Below are 15,416 nucleotides of genomic sequence, written 5' to 3'. Positions count from 1 at the left end.
GACTCCTCTCCATCGCGCCGATATATCTATCCACATGCTGCGTTGCAGCACACCCGGTCCCGGCCAGCAGGCCAGACCCGGATGACAAGGCGGCGACCGGTGCCGGGGCTGCACCAGCGGACCGGCAACGACAGAGCGCGAAGGAGATGGCATATGGCAACCCGCACGCCGAAGGGTCCCGTGGCTGGCACGACGCCCAAGAAAGTCGTTGCGAAGCCTGCGGTGGTTCCGCCGGTTGAAAAGATTACAGAGGCCCCCGTGGCCCCCGCCGCCGTGGCGGTCGAAACGCCGGCCCCGGTTGTCGCGCATGCGGTGGAGGAGGTGAAGACCGCCCCCGCCGAACCCGCGCCGACGCCTGTGGCCGCAGAGACCCCGGTGGTCAAGGCGCCCGAGGCCCCGGCCCCGGAGGCCGCCGCGAAGCCGGTGGCATCCAGCCGAGTGAAACCGGCGGCTGCCAAGGCCGCCCCCGCCGCCGCCCCGATCCCGGAAGCGACGGCCACCGTGTCCCCGGCTGCACCCGCAGCCACTGAAATTGTCCAGGCTGTCGCCCTTACCAAGGAAAAGGTGGAAAAGATGAGCAAGCAGGTTTTCGCCACGTTCGAAGATGTCGTCGGCTTCCAGAAGGAGAATGTGGAGGCAATCGTTGCTTCCTCCACGATCCTGACCAAGGGCTTTGAAGCCCTGTCGAAGGAAATCGCCGCCTTCACCCAGGCCCAGTATGAGCAGTCGGTTGCGACCACCAAGGCCCTGTTCGCCGTCAAGTCGGTGAAGGAACTGGTGGACCTGCAGACCGAATTCGCCAAGTCCTCCTTCGACGCCATCGTCGCCGAGGCCACCAAGGTCTCCGAAGCCGGCATCAAGGTCGCCAACGAGGCCGCCGAGCCGATCACCGCCCGCGTCAACGCGACGGTCGAAAAGCTGTCGAAGCTGAAGGCCGCCTGATAAGGCGCCTGACAGGCTTTGAAGTTATGAACGGGGTGTCGGAAACGGCACCCCGTTTTGCGTTTCTAAAAGATGTATATTTGCAGAAGTGGAAACTCTATTTATCATTTCGGCTTGTGCCGACTTTGCTCTTCTATAATCCTATCTATGAAGTACTGGAGCTGTCCATGCAGGTCGCCATCTGCGTGTTCGATAAAATTGATTTCGTCAATTTTGACTTCACGTTGTTTCGTATCATAGTAGCTGAATTCAGAAATTTTTTTATTATTCACTGTAACATCTTCAACTTCTCTATCAATTTCTTTGTAATTTGATTTCAAAAAATCGCCTAATACTTCTAGTGCGTCTTTTATGCTTCCGTAACGTCCAGAAAAGCAACCAGCAAAAAATGTGCTTTCCCAGCATATGATATAATCAACGCTATTGTTGTCGTTAGTGTAACATCCGATATAGAAGTTCATATTGGCGCATTCCTTTTTGCGTGATTTCGTGATAATATTTGCAGATTTTTAATTGTACTGGAAGATAAAAATTTATAGGCCGGCCTACTCCCGCCAGAACCTCCACACGCTGGCCGGTGGGATGTTGGCGATGGTGAAGCCGACGCGGCGACCCTTCAGGCCCAGGGCGCGGCGCTTTACCGGGGAACGAGCGGAATAGGTATAGGAATAGAAGGCGCGGCCCGGCGGCATGATGTCGAAGATCGCGTCCACGATACGGCCCTGATCCTCTGCCGGGATCAGGATCATGGGCAGGCAGACCAGGACCGTACCCACCTTGCCCTTTACATTATTGGGCAGCATGGCGCGGATATCGGCCACGTCGCCTTCCAGCACATGGATGCCGGGATAGTGCCGGCGCAGATAATCCGCCAGTTCGGGGTCGCGTTCGACGGTATAGAGCTTATCGGCGGGAACGCCGGCTTCCAGGATGGCGCGGGTGACGGCACCCGTGCCGCCGCCGAATTCCACCACCACTTCTTCCGGCCCGCGCGTGATCTGCTCGGCCATCAAGCGCGACAGGGACGGGGCCGAGGGGGTGATGGACGCCATGCTCAACGGATTGGCCAGCCAGCGCCTGAAGAACAGCCAGGCGGCGCTGGCGTCATTATGCGTGCGGACCGTGGCGTGGCGATGGATCATTCTGTCAACCTGACGGTGATACCGGCTTCAGACATGGCATGCCCATTGCCGCATTGCAACGACGGCCCCATGACAAACCTGGGATGTGTCGCCGCACCCGATTGTATGTGGGCCTATGCCCCGCCCGCCGCCAGCGCCGTTTCCATCTGTTCGGACAGGTCCAGCCATTCCATTTCCACGCCTTCCAGATCGTTGGCAACGGAACCCAGTTCAATCTGCAACTTCGACACCTTGTCCGATGGGCCTTCATAAAGCTTGGGATCGGCCAGTTTGGCCTCCAGCTCTGTCTTGCGCTTGGTCAGGGTGGCCATCTTCTTTTCCAGCCCCTCGATCTGGCGGCGCAGGGGGGCCAGTTGCTGACGCAATTCCGCCGCTGCCCGGCGTTCCTCCTTGCGGGCATCGCGCCCGCCGGACTTGTCGGCGGAAGCACCCCCGCCAACCCCGGCGGCGGCGGCCCGTTCGGCCCGGCTTTTCTCCAGAAGCAGGCGTTTGTAATCCTCCAGATCACCCTCGAACGGCTTGCAGGTGCCGTCATTGACCAGCCACAGGCGATCAGCGGTCAGTTCGACCAGATGCGGATCGTGGCTGATGACGATGACCGCGCCCTCATATTCGTTCAGCGCCTCCACCAGCGCCTCGCGACTGTCGATATCCAGATGGTTGGTCGGTTCGTCCAGCATCAGGATATGCGGCGCGTCGCGCGTCATCATGGCCAGCAGCAGCTTGGCTTTTTCCCCGCCCGACAGGCTGCCGATCTTGGTATCGGCCTTGGGCTGGGTGAAACCGAACCGGCCCAGATGGGACCGCGCCTGCCCCTCCAGCGTGCCCGGTGGCATCACGGCCTGCATCTGTTGCAGGGCGGTCCAGTTCAGGTTCAGCTCATCCGACTGATGCTGTGCGAAGTACCCGACGCGCAGCTTGGAAGAACGGAACATCTCCCCGCCCATGGTACCCAGCCGACCGGCCAGCAGCTTGACCAGCGTCGACTTGCCATTGCCGTTGGCCCCCAGCAGCGCGATGCGATCATCAGCATCGATGCGCAGGCCCAGGCGTTTCAGCACAACCCGGTCGCCGTAGCCCACCGACACATTATCCAGCCGGATCAGCGGCGGGGCCAGTTCGTCGGGCGAGGGGAAGTTGAAATTGACAGGCGTGTCGTCAATGACCTGGATGCGGGGACCCAGCCGTTCAATCGCCTTTAGTTTGCTCTGCGCCTGGGTGGCCTTGCTGGCCTTGTACCGGAAACGGTCCACGAAGGCCTGCAAATGCGCGCGCTGGGCATCCTGCTTGGCGGCCATGGCCTTGGCATGTTCCATGCGCATGGAGCGGACCTGCACGAACTGATCGTAGTTGCCGCCGTAGGCGGTCAGCTTCAACTGATCCAGATGCACCACGCTGGTCGGCACGCGGTTCAGCAGGCCGCGATCATGGCTGACGATCAGCATCGTGTGCGGATAGTTGCGGAGATATTCCTCCAGCCACAGCGTGGCTTCCAGATCCAGATGGTTGGTCGGTTCGTCCAGCAGCAGCAGATCGGGCTCGGCGAACAGCACCCCGGCCAGCGCCACGCGCATGCGCCAGCCGCCGGAGAAATCGCTGCACGGGCGTCGTTGTGCGTCGGCATCAAAGCCCAGGCCCGACAGGATGCGGGCGGCGCGCGCCTCTGCGGAATGGGCCTGGATATCGGACAGGCGGTGATGGATTTCCGCGATGCGCAGGGGGTCGGTCGCCGTCTCCGCTTCTGCCATCAGCGCGGTGCGCTCGGTATCGGCGGCCAGCACGGCATCGATCAGCGACATCTCGCTGCCCGGTGCCTCCTGCTTTACCCAGCCCATCTTCAGGCCGGTGGGCAAGGTGATGGAACCGGCATCGGCCTGCACCTCCCCCGCGATCAGGCGCAGCAGGGTGGATTTGCCCGTGCCGTTCCGGCCCACCAGCGCCACACGGTGCCCGGCAGGAATGGTGACGGAGGCCTGGTCCAGTAACAGGCGGCCGGCGACGCGATAGGTGAGGTCGGTGATCTGCAGCATGATGTCCGCCCCTTACCATAATACCAAGGGTCATGGAACATGGCCCTTGGAGGCCAGCGACGGCTGGCCCGCGGGCGCGTGTCCGCGAAAGCCAAGCCGCCGGATGGCGGTGCCCGGCGTTTGAGGGAGAATGCACAACAAAGCGCAGAAGCGGGACGCATACATGGCCCGCCGGATTCGGCGTTGCAGCGGACCGGGACCCCCTGTATAAGCCGCCGCAGTTTCAAGCCTATGTCTTATGGAGATACCCATGGCTGTCGAACGGACGCTGTCGATCGTCAAGCCCGACGCGACCCGCCGCAACCTGACCGGCAAGATCAATGCCCGCTTCGAAGAAGCCGGCCTGCGCATCGTTGCCCAGAAGCGCGTCTGGCTGTCCAAGCAGCAGGCCGAGCAGTTCTATGACGTGCACCGCGAGCGTCCGTTCTTCGGCGAGCTGGTGTCCTTCATGATCTCCGGCCCGGTGGTCGTGCAGGTTCTGGAAGGTGAGAACGCTGTGGCTCGCAACCGCGAGATCATGGGCGCCACCAACCCGGCCAACGCCGCTGCTGGCACGATCCGCAAGGACTTCGCCGAGAGCATCGAAGCGAACTCCGTCCATGGCTCCGACAGCCTGGACAACGCCAAGATCGAGATCGCCTACTTCTTCGCCGGCACCGAAATCGTCGGCTGATCCAGCCCCGATTGACGGTTCCGACAGGAACGCGCATCTGAAGAAAACCGCCGGGGGAAACCTCGGCGGTTTTTCTTTTGGGGTACGGCGATCACTGGCAGAAATGTTTCTGCCATTCCCTGGGCCCCACACCCATGCGACGCAGAAAAATCCGCCGCATGGTTTCTGCCGTGCCAAACCCGCAGCGGCGCGCCGTTGCATCGACCGAGGCACCGGCCTCAAGACAGCCCTTAGCCCGTTCCAGCCGGATCAGTTCCACCGCCTCTGCCGGTGTGTGCCCTGTCCGCTGCCGGTAATGGCGGGCAAAGGATCGCAGGCTCATGCCCGCCTGATCGGCCAATATGTCCAACGTCAGCGGGCGGGTGAGGTTGGCGGAAATCCAGGCATGCAGGTCAGCAAAGCGGTCATCGGTGGCTTGCAGCGTCAATGGTGCGCTGAACTGTGATTGCCCACCCGGTCGTTTCAGGAACACAACAAGTTCCCGCGCCACGGCCAGGGCCAGGGCGCGGCCCTGATCCTCCTCCACCATTGCCAGGGCCAGATCAATTCCGGCGGTCACCCCCGCCGATGTCCAGATATGCCCGTCGCGCAGATAGATGGGATCGCGTTCCAGCCGCACCTGTGGGAACCGCTGGGCAAACTCGTCACAGCGATGCCAATGGGTGACGGCCCGCCGCCCCGTCAGCAGTCCGGCCTCGGCCAGCAGGAATGCCCCGCTGCATACCGATGCCAGCCGCCGCGACTGCTGCGCGCAGTGCCGGGCCCAGGTGGTCAGGGCGGGACGGGTACAGGCGGCATTCACCCCGCAGCCACCAACAATGATGGCGGTGTCGGGGGCCGGGCGATCCGGGGTCAGGACCTCACAGCCCAGCATGATCCCGGCATGGCTGCGGATCATCGGCTGTTCCGCCACCAGGGCGACGCTGTAAAGCGGTTGGCCCGACACCTCGTTGGCGGATGCAAAGACCTGGGCGGGCCCGGTCGCATCCAAAAGCTGGGCATCGGGGAACAGCAGGATCTCAACGGAACGGGGCATGGGGATTGGCCGAAACAGGGGGATAATTGGCATTCCGGCCAAAGCATTTCCTGCCATGCTGAACAGGTCAAGGCGGAGGATGGATCGTGACCCTGCATATCGGAATTATCTGTTTCCCCAATGTTCAGCAGCTGGACCTTACCGGCCCTTACGAAGTGTTTGCATCGGCCCGCGACACCAAGGTCGATCTGGTCTGGAAGAACCGGGAACCGGTGCGGTCATCGACGGGACTATGGTTGATCCCGGACATGATCTTTGCCGATGCCCCCGCCTATGATGTCATCTGTGTGCCCGGCGGCGGTGGGGTCAATGCCCTGCTGCGGGACCGGGATACGCTGACCTTTATCCAGGCCCAGGCGCGCACGGCCCGTTTCGTCACCTCGGTCTGTACCGGCGCGCTGGTGCTGGGTCAGGCGGGGCTTCTGGCAGGCCGGCGGGCGGCCACGCATTGGAACGCCATGGATTTTCTGGATTGTTTCGGGGCCATCCCCACGGCGGAACGGGTGGTCCGGGACGGCAACCTGATCACCGCAGGGGGTGTCACCTCCGGCATTGATTTCGGCCTTACCGTGATTGCCGAACTGCTGGGTCGGGATGAGGCGGAAACGGTCCAGCTTGCCCTGGAATATGCCCCCGCGCCACCCTTTGCGGCGGGCCTGCCCAGCCTTGTCAGCGCACCCATCGTGGCCATGGCACAACAGCGCATGGCCACGTCGCGTCGTGAACGCGAGGTGCTGCTGCGCGGGGTGGTGGTTACATAGGTGTCAGTGCCGGGTGGCGCGACGGTCGATCAACCCAGATCGACGATCTTCACCTTCTTGCCGGCGATGGCCAGGGCCAACTTGCCCTGCTTCAGGCGCAGGGCGGCGTCACCGAACAGGTCGCGGCGCCAGCCCTTCAGGGCATCGACATCGGCCTTGTCGTCGCCGGCGATGGCTTCCAGATCGGCGGCGTTGGCGACAAGGCGGCTGGCCACGTCATTATCGTCGCAGACCATTTTCAGCAGCACGCGCAGCAGCTCCACAATGGGGGCGATGCCGGGGGCCGGCTCCATGCGCGGTTCGGCGCGCGGCAGGGCGCTGTCGGGGATGGCCTGGGCCGTCTTGATGGCGGCCAGGATTTCCGTGCCATACCGGCCCTGCGCCGTGCCGGCACCCAGGCCGCGCGTGCGGCCCAGATCATCGACATTGCTGGGCGCGTGGGCGGCGATTTCCATCAGCGCCTCATCCCGCAGCACGCGGTTGCGCGGCAGGTTCTTGCGCTGCGCCTCCCGCTCCCGCCAGGCGGCGACCTCTTTCAGGATGGCCAGGAAGCGCGGCTTTTCGGTCCGCACCTTCAGACGCTTCCAGGCATCTTCCGGTTCCGTCCGGTATGTGGCGGCATCGGTCAGGATGGCCATTTCATCGGCCAGCCACGCCTCGCGCCCCGTTCGGGTCAGCTTGGCGCGGATTTTCTCATAGGCCGGGCGCAGATGCGTGACGTCGGACAGGGCATATTGCAGCTGCCGGTCGGTCAGGGGCCGGTGCGACCAGTCGGTGAAGCGGCTGGATTTATCGATGCGGGCCGGCGTCAGCTTGGTGATCAGCGTCTCATACCCGACCGAGTCGCCAAAGCCGCAGACCATGGCCGCGACCTGCGTATCGAACAGCGGAGCCGGCACCTGACCCGTCAGGTTCACGAAGATTTCCAGGTCCTGGCGGGCCGCGTGGAAAACCTTCAGCACCTTCGGGTCGGCCAGCAGCTCATACAGCGGCGACAGGTCGATGCCGGGGGCCAGCGGGTCAATGGCGGCGGCCTCATTGGGGCCGGCCACCTGTACCAGGCACAGTTCGGGCCAGTAGGTTTTTTCCCGCATGAATTCCGTATCGACGGTGACGTACTCGGCGTCACGGACACGGGCAATGAAGGCGGACAGGGCGTCGGTGGTGGTGATCAAGCTCATGGCCGGATGTGATACAACAGCACGCTTCCCCTGTCGAATGCGGATATCCGTCGGGCCGGCATGCGCAGACCGGTTTTCCGCGCCTGAATCCCGCCCATGCCGGGGCTGTCCCGCGCTTGCCGGCCTTGACAAGCCATGCCCGTCCGGTGTGGTGTGCGCACTTCGTGCCGGAGGCTTTGCCGCCGGTGTCCCCTTTCTGTTGCCTGTTTGCATTTGGGATCGATCCGCCATGCACGCCTATCGCTCGCATAATTGTGGCCAGCTCCGCCTGGACCATGCCGGTCAGACCGTCCGCCTGTCCGGCTGGATCAACCGCAAGCGCGACCATGGGCAGCTGCTGTTCGTCGATCTGCGCGACCATTTCGGCATCACGCAGCTGGTCGTCGATACCTCGTCCCCGCATTTCAAGGTGCTGGAAAGTCTGCGCCTGGAATCGGTGGTGACCATCACCGGTGAAGTGGTGGCCCGCACGGGTGAGACCGTGAACGAGAACCTGCCCACCGGCCATATCGAAGTGGTGGTGCGCGACGTGTCGGTGCAGTCGGCCGCCGACCCGCTGCCGCTTCAGGTCAATAGCGAGCAGGATGCCGGCGAGGAACTGCGCCTGCGCTACCGCTTCCTGGACCTGCGCCGGGAGAAGATGCAGAAGAACATTCTTCTGCGCTCCAACGTCATTGCGTCGGCCCGCCGCCGCATGATCGACCAGGGTTTCGTGGAGTTCCAGACCCCGATCCTGACCGCCAGCAGCCCGGAAGGTGCCCGCGACTTCCTGGTGCCGAGCCGCAACCATCCCGGTAAGTTCTACGCCCTGCCGCAGGCGCCGCAGCAGTTCAAGCAGCTGCTGATGGTGTCGGGCTTTGACCGCTATTTCCAGATCGCGCCTTGCTTCCGTGATGAAGACAGCCGTGCGGATCGTTCGCCGGGTGAGTTCTATCAGCTCGATTTCGAGATGAGCTTCGTCACCCAGGAAGACGTGTTCGCCGCCATCGAGCCGGTGATCCACGGGATTTTTGAGGAATTCAGCGGCTTCACGGGCACGAAGCGCACCGTGTCGCCCTACCCGTTCGTGCGCATCCCCTACGCTGAATCCATGCTGAAATACGGCAATGACAAGCCGGACCTGCGCAACCCGCTCGTCATCACCGACGTGACCGAGGTGTTCAAGCGCGACGATGTGGAGTTCAAGGCCTTCAAGGGCGTGATCGAGAAGGGCGGTGTGGTTCGCGCCATCCGGGCACCCTCGGTCAGCGACCGTCCGCGCAGCTTCTTTGACAAGCTGAACGACTGGGCCCGTGGCCTGGGTGCGCCGGGCTTGGGCTATATCCTGTTTGAGGCCGCCGGCGGCAAGGGCCCCATCGCCAAGTTCGTGCCGGAAGCAGCGCAGGCAGCCCTTCGGGAGGTTGTTGGCCTGAAGGATGGCGATGCCGTCTTCTTCGTCTGCGATCAGGTCGGCCCCGCTGCCAAGCTGGCCGGTCTGGCCCGCACCAAGATCGGTGAGGAATTGGACCTGATCGAGAAGGACACCTACAAGTTCTGCTGGATCGTCGATTTCCCGATGTTCGAATATGACGAAGAGCGCAAGAAGATCGATTTCAGCCACAACCCGTTCTCCATGCCGCAGGGCGGGCTGGACGCGCTGCTGAACCAGGACCCGCTGACCATCAACGCCTATCAGTACGACATCGTCTGTAACGGTGTTGAGCTGTCGTCCGGCGCCATCCGTAATCACAAGCCGGAAATCATGTACAAGGCGTTCGAGATCGCCGGTTACCCGCCGGAGGTCCTGGAAGCCAAGTTCGGCGGCATGCTGTCGGCCTTCAAGCTGGGCGCCCCGCCGCACGGTGGTTCGGCCCCCGGTATCGACCGCATGGTCATGCTGCTGGCCGACGAGCCGAACATTCGCGAGGTCATTGTCTTCCCGCTGAACCAGCGCGCCGAAGATCTGCTGATGCAGGCCCCCAACGCCACAACGCCGGACCGGCTGAAGGAACTACATATCAAGCTGGACCTGCCCAAGCCGAAGATCACGACGGCGGAGTGATCTCATTGCCGTGAAGGCTTATGCTCAAGGCCCGGAAATCATGGATTTCCGGGCCTTTTGTCTGTCATTTTCCATGAGGGCCATGCGGGTGGGCTTGGGAGACGCTGAAATAAAACTGAAAAACCATGCCCCATTTACATTCTTTGGACGGGCTATTAATCCCTCCTTGACAGAAACTGGGGGCCGAAAAATGATGCTTCTCGCTTATTCCCATTGTGGTGTCTGATAATGCCAAAATTTTCTGTATTGATTCCGACGCTTAACAGGCCTGATACGATTGGCCCCACAATACAGACGGTTCTTGGGCAAGTTTTTACCGACTATGAAATTGTTGTCGCAAATAATGGGTCGAATCCAGAAACGACGCGGATTATACAATCATTTGAATCAAGTAAGATTATAGAGGTCAAGAGCACGGAGGTTCTCTGCATGTCGGAGAACTGGGAGCGTGGTCTTGATGTGTGCAAGGGCGAGTTCATCATTGCTTTGGGTGATGATGACGCGCTGATGCCTGACGCCCTTGCCTACGCGGACCTTATCCTGCGGTCACCAGAGACCAAGGTGCTTAACTTTGGTTGGCACTACTATTACTGGCCTCAGGCGTTAGCGCCATGGCTGCGGGGGCGGATACTTGTGGCGTCGCCCCATTCCTCGAAGGATGTCGTTTGTTACGATGCACGCGCCACATTGCGCGAGGCGATGGCTTTCACCCGGAGTCCGTACTTCAATCCAAATATTTACAGCAGCTTTGTCCATCGATCGATCATTGAGAAGTGTAAAGAAAAACTGGGGATGTATTTCGCCCACCGTGTCCCCGATTTTTTCACCGGCTTCGTGAATTGCTATTTTTCACAATATATCCACGAATTCTCCCGCCCCCTGGGGGTCAGGGGCATTTCCCGCACCTCTAATGGCGGCGGCCTGATTGGTTTTGATCTTGGCGGCAAGGAGGTGCTGGATCGTTGTTATGACGAACCTGTCGCCCAGGCCCCGGCCCAGTTCGGCGATATGGAGAAAGTGTATCTGCCAATGTCGATCATGGTGGAGGTGTTTTCCCACGCCAAATCTGTCTTGTTCCCGGAATGGGAGGATGTGGCCTTCAACTATCGTCATTATGCCTTATCCGCAGTGCAGTCGGTCAATAGATCGTCCGGAGGGTATGAGGTTCTGGTTGAAGAGGTGAAGCGGGTCGCCCGGCGCTACGGGATCGACATGTCGGACATCCCCTTCCCGCCCAACCTGTTCACCGATGTGGAGCGCGTGGCGGAGCAAGGCCCGCAATATGATCAAAGCGGGAAATGCACCAGGATCGCCATCGACGGTATGTCCTGCGGCATCACGAATGTCGCGGAAGCGGTAAAGTTGATCGCGGCGGTCATGCCCCGGTGAGGGAGCGTCAGGGACAGTCGCTCTCCGCCCCATACCGCTCAATCCGCAGCGTCTTCTCCACCACATCCCACCGGTACAGCCGGCCAAAGGCGCATTCCGGCAGGTCGGGGACGGGTGGGCCGCCCACGGCCTTGATAAGGGCGGGGACCGTATTGGAGTGACCAACCACCAACGCCACCTGACCCGGTTTCAGGGTCGCCAGCTTGTCGGTGAGCTGCTTCACATGCGTCGGGATGTCGCCGGGCGGGATGGGCACCACCTCTGGCGTGATGCCCAGGGCTGCCGCCGTGGGTGCTGCGGTGTCGCGGGTGCGGCGGGCTTGGCTGGTCAGGATCATGGTGGGCGGGGTGGCGCGCAGCAGGTCGGCTAGGCTCTGGGCCCGGGCCTGTCCCGCCGGCGTCAGGCCGGGGTCTGTCTCCGTCGATTTCTCCGCGTGGCGGACCAGCACCACCTCCTGCGCCAGGGATGGCAGGGATAGCGCGACGGTCAGGGCCAATGCGGCGACGAGACGGATCATGCCTTTGCCTTTCGTTTGCCCGACAGGGGATGGTGCATCTCCACCGTCTGTTTCAGCCGCTCACCCACGACATGGGTGTAAATCTGCGTCGTGCCGATATCGGCATGGCCCAGCATCTTCTGGACCGAGCGCAGGTCGGCCCCATGGTCCAGAAGGTGGGTGGCGAAGCAATGGCGCAGGACATGGGGGCTGACCTTGGCAGGGTCCAGCCCGGCCCGGATGGCCAGTTCCTTCAGCAATTGCCCGAAACGCTGCCGGGTCAGGACGCCGGCGGTGGCGCGCGACGGGAACAGATAGGCCTGTTGCTTGCCCTCCCGCCCCTTGGTCATGAAATAGGGCCGGTCGGGCAGGTAGGCGGCGATGGCGTCGCGGGCCGGGGCCGACAGGGGCACCAGCCGTTCCTTGCCGCCCTTGCCGCGCACGATCAGGGCGCGGGCATCGCGGGTTACGGCGTTCATGGGCAGGCCCACCAGTTCCGACACGCGCAGGCCCGTGGCGTACAGCACCTCCAGCAGGGCATTCAGCCGTCGCCCCTCCGGCGCGCCCAGGCGGGCAGCGGCGGCCAGCATGGCGGAAACATCGGCTTCCGACAGGATCTTGGGCAGGGACCGGCCCTGCTTGGGCGTGTCCAGAACGCTGGCCGGGTCTTCGGCCCGGTGCCCCTCCGACACCAGGAATTTGTAATACTGGCGCAGGGCGGACAGGCGGCGGGCCACCGTCTTTGCCGCCGAGGCCTCCTTCACCCGCGTGGCGGCCAGATGGTCCAGATAGGCGCGCAAATCATCGCTACTGGCCTGATCCAGGCCGGGCCGTTTCGTCTGGGTCAGGAAGGAGGCCACATCCGTCAGGTCACGGCGATAGGCGTCGCGCGTGTTGGGGCTGGCGGCGCGTTCGGCCACCATCATGTCCAGAAAGGCATCGACCCAGGGCGGGGGCAGGGCAGGGGCCTTCCGGGGCCGTCCTGGCCGCGCCTTGGCCGTTGCTGTCGCTGCTGCCCCCGCCATCCTTCTTACGCCCCTGGCCGCAGCAGGCCGGCAATCGCCTCTGCCCCGATGCGGCGGGCCTGATCCGACAGGCCGGCGCGGTTCAGGTCGGTCAGGATGTTGGCAAGATCGAAGGCCGGCGTACCCACGGCCCCGTCACTGCCCAGCGCCGTGACGGCATCCAGCAGGACAGCACCCTTCACCTGACCCGGTGGCGCGCCGCCATCGGCCAGGGGCGGCAGGGGCGCATCCTTGCCGCCATGCAGGGCGGTCAGCAGGATCAGCACCTCTTCCGCCTTGTCGCGGGCGGCGTCGCCGCCCAGGTCGCGGACCCAGCGGGCGCGGTCGAAATCCCCTTCCCGCAGCAAGCCATGGGCGGCGGCCAGCGGCCAGAGGCGGGCAAAGGCGCCTTCATCCTTGGAGGCGTTGAAATCCTCCCGCGCCAGATTGACCCAGGGGCCGGCGGCCGTCGTCTCCCCCTGCATCAGGTGCAGGCGGGCCACCAGCGGGGCGATGGAGGCGAAACCGACCGTCAGGCGGAATTGCCGCGCCTCCTCCAGCAGCAGGGCGCCGTAGGGGCCCGCCTGCTGTTCGGTGGAACTGGCCAGCATCGCCACCTTGAACAGCCCGGCCTTGGCGGCGGGTACGGGTTCGGCGCGCAGGGCCTTCAGCACCTGTGCCCGCAACAGGGGTGTGGGCTTCTTGGCGGCGGCGATAGTCAGGGCCTTGGGATCGGCATCGGCCACCGCCTCATAGACCGACAGAAGGCCGGAACCATCCAGCCCGCCCAGGGCGACGGCGCGTTCGGCGGCGGCCAGACGCTGCGGCACCGACAGGGTGGACAGCCGCGCCAAGGCGGCCAGCGGGCCGGGGCCGGTAATCTTGGTTTCCGGCGGGAAGGGTCGGCCAGACACCAGGATCAGGGCCATTTGAGTGGGGGTCGGTTCCAGGACACCCTTCACCGGCGTCTTCACGGCGTTGGCCGCCCCTTCGGCCAGCCGCGCGAACAGGTCGTCCTTGTCGCCCTGTTCGCGCATCAGGTCCAGGCCAAGGAAGACACCGTCCGTCTGGCCATTGGCGACCTGGCAGACGATCTGCCATTTCTGCCAGACGGGATGCTGAAACCGCGATAGCAGGCCCGGCACCTGATCGCAGGCCGATTGCCGGTCGCCCGCGAAGAAGCGCATTTCCAGCCAGGCCAGTGCCGCCCCTTCATCTTCCAGGATGGCGGGGGCGACATTGCGCAGCGCATCGGCCCCGTCGGCATCACCGATGCGCAACAGCGCCTCGGTCCGCAGGGCCGCGAAGTCGCGGGTCTTCTCCCCCGCGCCCAGCCCATCCGCACTGGTCAGCAGCAGGCCACGGGTTATGGCGCGCAGGGCCGGGCTGGTCAGGCCGGCGGGGATGCCGGCCACCAGCGCCTCCACATCGGCGCGGGGCAGACCGTGCCACAGGTCGGGCGTCAGGCCACCATTGTCGGGACCGAGCGTGCCGGCCAGTTCCGGGTCCTGCGCCTTCAATTCCTCCACCATCACGCCCTTGGGCGAGCGGGCGTCGGCGGGCGAGGGGGCGGCGGCATCGGGAATGGCCGCGTCGGCGGTGGGCGACGGTTCCGCAGCCGACGTCGTGGCCGCTGGCGGGAACAGGGAAACCGGTGCGCCAGTGGGGATGGAGGGTACAGGCTCCCCCTGCTGCGCCAGGGCAGTGCCGGCCAGCAGCGCCAGACCCAGAGCCGCTATTCCGCCCAGCCGGCGGCACCGGTCACTTGAAACGGTCATTCGGGATCACCCGTTCCACCGGCTGCGAGGGGGCGGGCAGATCGACGCTGGCCAGCACGGCGAAACCGCCGACACCGACAAGCACAACGACCAGCAGCAGAATCTTCACCAGCATGCTCATGGAAAACAATGTCCCGAACCGAATTGACAGGCAGTCGCATGGATAGATGGTCCAGCCATGCGTCGGTGACCAGTGCCGGCTCCGCTTTTCCCTTGGCTCCCAGGGTTGGGTGACCCCACCCCCTCGTGCTATGGAAACGTCCGTTCCGGTGGCCTTGCTCCGCACCATAGCGCCCGCGCCATGGGCTGGCAATCACGCCACCATCCGCCATTCCGGTTGTCCCCCGTCCGGGACTGCCGGCAAGCTGGACCTTGGAGCCCATGTCCGTGACGGTGCTGCCCATCCCCAAGACACTGGTGCTGATCGGCCTGATGGGGGCCGGCAAGACCAGCATCGGCAAGCGCCTGGCCGCCAAGCTGGGCCTGCCCTTCGTCGATGCTGATCATGAGATCGAGCGGGCGGCCGGTTGTACCATCCAGGAAATCTTTGACCGGTTCGGGGAGACGGGGTTCCGCGACGGCGAACGCCGCGTCATCGCCCGCCTGCTGGACCAGCCGGTGCAGGTCCTGTCCACGGGTGGCGGTGCCTTTATGGATGAAGCGACGCGCCAGACCATCCGCGACTATGGCATTTCCATCTGGCTGCGCGCCGATCTGGACCTGCTGGTCCACCGCACCGCGCGGCGCGACCACCGGCCCCTGCTGCGCCAGGGCGACCCGCGCGCGGTTCTGGGCCGGCTGATGGACCTCCGCTACCCCGTCTATGCCCAGGCCGACCTGACCGTGGACAGTGACGACAGCCCGCCCGACGTCACCACCGACCGCGTCATCGCCGCCCTGCGCCAATGGCTGGGCAATAAAGACAGCAGCAGCGCTGCCTGAC

15 protein-coding genes are annotated in these 15,416 nt (G+C 63.7%); 6 read left to right on the top strand and 9 right to left on the bottom strand.

The genetic code is table 11. From position 1 onward, the window contains the following. Positions 1-153 precede the first annotated feature (153 nt). Positions 154-942 carry a phasin family protein gene (locus tag ABC729_RS12585; RefSeq protein WP_495607905.1) on the top strand — a complete coding sequence of 263 codons (789 nt, stop codon included), beginning with the start codon at positions 154-156 and terminating at the stop codon, positions 940-942. A gap of 104 nt (positions 943-1,046) precedes the next feature. Here ABC729_RS12585 and ABC729_RS12580 read toward each other — a convergent pair whose 3' ends face one another. From ABC729_RS12580 to ABC729_RS12570, 3 genes are all read right to left on the bottom strand, one after another. Continuing rightward, on the bottom strand, positions 1,047-1,403 hold the full coding sequence (locus ABC729_RS12580; protein WP_495607904.1) for a hypothetical protein: 357 nt from the start codon (positions 1,401-1,403) through the stop codon (positions 1,047-1,049). Between the two features lie 84 nt (positions 1,404-1,487). Then, positions 1,488-2,084 carry a class I SAM-dependent methyltransferase gene (locus ABC729_RS12575; protein ID WP_495607903.1) on the bottom strand — a complete coding sequence of 199 codons (597 nt, stop codon included), beginning with the start codon at positions 2,082-2,084 and terminating at the stop codon, positions 1,488-1,490. A gap of 113 nt (positions 2,085-2,197) precedes the next feature. After that, the gene (locus ABC729_RS12570; protein ID WP_495607902.1) at positions 2,198-4,114 is read right to left on the bottom strand and encodes an ABC-F family ATP-binding cassette domain-containing protein; all 1,917 of its coding nucleotides are present in this window, start codon (positions 4,112-4,114) and stop codon (positions 2,198-2,200) included. 250 nt (positions 4,115-4,364) lie between these two features. Between ABC729_RS12570 and ndk the strand changes: the two genes are divergently transcribed. Continuing rightward, positions 4,365-4,787 carry a nucleoside-diphosphate kinase gene (gene ndk, locus ABC729_RS12565; RefSeq protein WP_054166643.1) on the top strand — a complete coding sequence of 141 codons (423 nt, stop codon included), beginning with the start codon at positions 4,365-4,367 and terminating at the stop codon, positions 4,785-4,787. A gap of 91 nt (positions 4,788-4,878) precedes the next feature. Here ndk and ABC729_RS12560 read toward each other — a convergent pair whose 3' ends face one another. After that, complete coding sequence (locus tag ABC729_RS12560; protein WP_495607901.1) at positions 4,879-5,823, bottom strand: GlxA family transcriptional regulator; 945 nt, start codon at positions 5,821-5,823, stop codon at positions 4,879-4,881. Between the two features lie 86 nt (positions 5,824-5,909). Here ABC729_RS12560 and ABC729_RS12555 point away from each other — a divergent pair, with 86 nt between their 5' ends. Beyond that, a complete protein-coding gene (locus ABC729_RS12555; RefSeq protein ID WP_495607900.1) occupies positions 5,910-6,584 on the top strand; it encodes a DJ-1/PfpI family protein in 675 nt (224 codons plus the stop codon). Between the two features lie 29 nt (positions 6,585-6,613). Here ABC729_RS12555 and rnd read toward each other — a convergent pair whose 3' ends face one another. Next, entirely contained in the window at positions 6,614-7,765 is a 1,152-nt protein-coding gene (rnd, locus tag ABC729_RS12550; RefSeq protein WP_495607899.1) for a ribonuclease D, read from the bottom strand. Between the two features lie 229 nt (positions 7,766-7,994). Here rnd and aspS point away from each other — a divergent pair, with 229 nt between their 5' ends. After that, the gene (gene aspS, locus ABC729_RS12545; protein WP_495607898.1) at positions 7,995-9,806 is read left to right on the top strand and encodes an aspartate--tRNA ligase; all 1,812 of its coding nucleotides are present in this window, start codon (positions 7,995-7,997) and stop codon (positions 9,804-9,806) included. A gap of 228 nt (positions 9,807-10,034) precedes the next feature. Further along, positions 10,035-11,195: a glycosyltransferase family 2 protein gene (locus ABC729_RS12540; RefSeq protein ID WP_495607897.1), complete on the top strand. Its 1,161-nt coding sequence runs from the start codon at positions 10,035-10,037 to the stop codon at positions 11,193-11,195. A 7-nt stretch (positions 11,196-11,202) separates the two neighbouring features. Here the strand turns inward: ABC729_RS12540 and ABC729_RS12535 are convergent, their stop codons facing one another. From ABC729_RS12535 to ABC729_RS12520, 4 genes are read right to left on the bottom strand one after another with little or no spacing between them, the layout of a single operon-like run. Continuing rightward, the gene (locus tag ABC729_RS12535; protein WP_495607896.1) at positions 11,203-11,712 is read right to left on the bottom strand and encodes a SixA phosphatase family protein; all 510 of its coding nucleotides are present in this window, start codon (positions 11,710-11,712) and stop codon (positions 11,203-11,205) included. Beyond that, on the bottom strand, positions 11,709-12,716 hold the full coding sequence (xerD, locus tag ABC729_RS12530; RefSeq protein WP_495607895.1) for a site-specific tyrosine recombinase XerD: 1,008 nt from the start codon (positions 12,714-12,716) through the stop codon (positions 11,709-11,711). Before xerD ends, ABC729_RS12535 begins: the two co-directional genes overlap by 4 nt. Positions 12,717-12,721: 5 nt before the next feature. Next, positions 12,722-14,473 (bottom strand): hypothetical protein, encoded by a 1,752-nt coding sequence (locus ABC729_RS12525; protein WP_495607894.1) that lies wholly within the window; start codon positions 14,471-14,473, stop codon positions 12,722-12,724. Then, positions 14,457-14,594, bottom strand: coding sequence for a hypothetical protein (locus ABC729_RS12520; protein ID WP_416571282.1), 138 nt, complete (start codon positions 14,592-14,594; stop codon positions 14,457-14,459). The genes ABC729_RS12525 and ABC729_RS12520 overlap by 17 nt, the downstream gene beginning before the upstream one ends. Before the next feature lie 260 nt (positions 14,595-14,854). Here ABC729_RS12520 and ABC729_RS12515 point away from each other — a divergent pair, with 260 nt between their 5' ends. Continuing rightward, complete coding sequence (locus ABC729_RS12515) at positions 14,855-15,415, top strand: shikimate kinase (RefSeq protein WP_495607893.1); 561 nt, start codon at positions 14,855-14,857, stop codon at positions 15,413-15,415. Position 15,416: the final 1 nt, after the last annotated feature.

The sequence above is a fragment of the Niveispirillum sp. CC-CTL257 genome, assembly GCF_059489915.1.
This window is presented reverse-complemented; position numbering and strand designations above follow the sequence as displayed.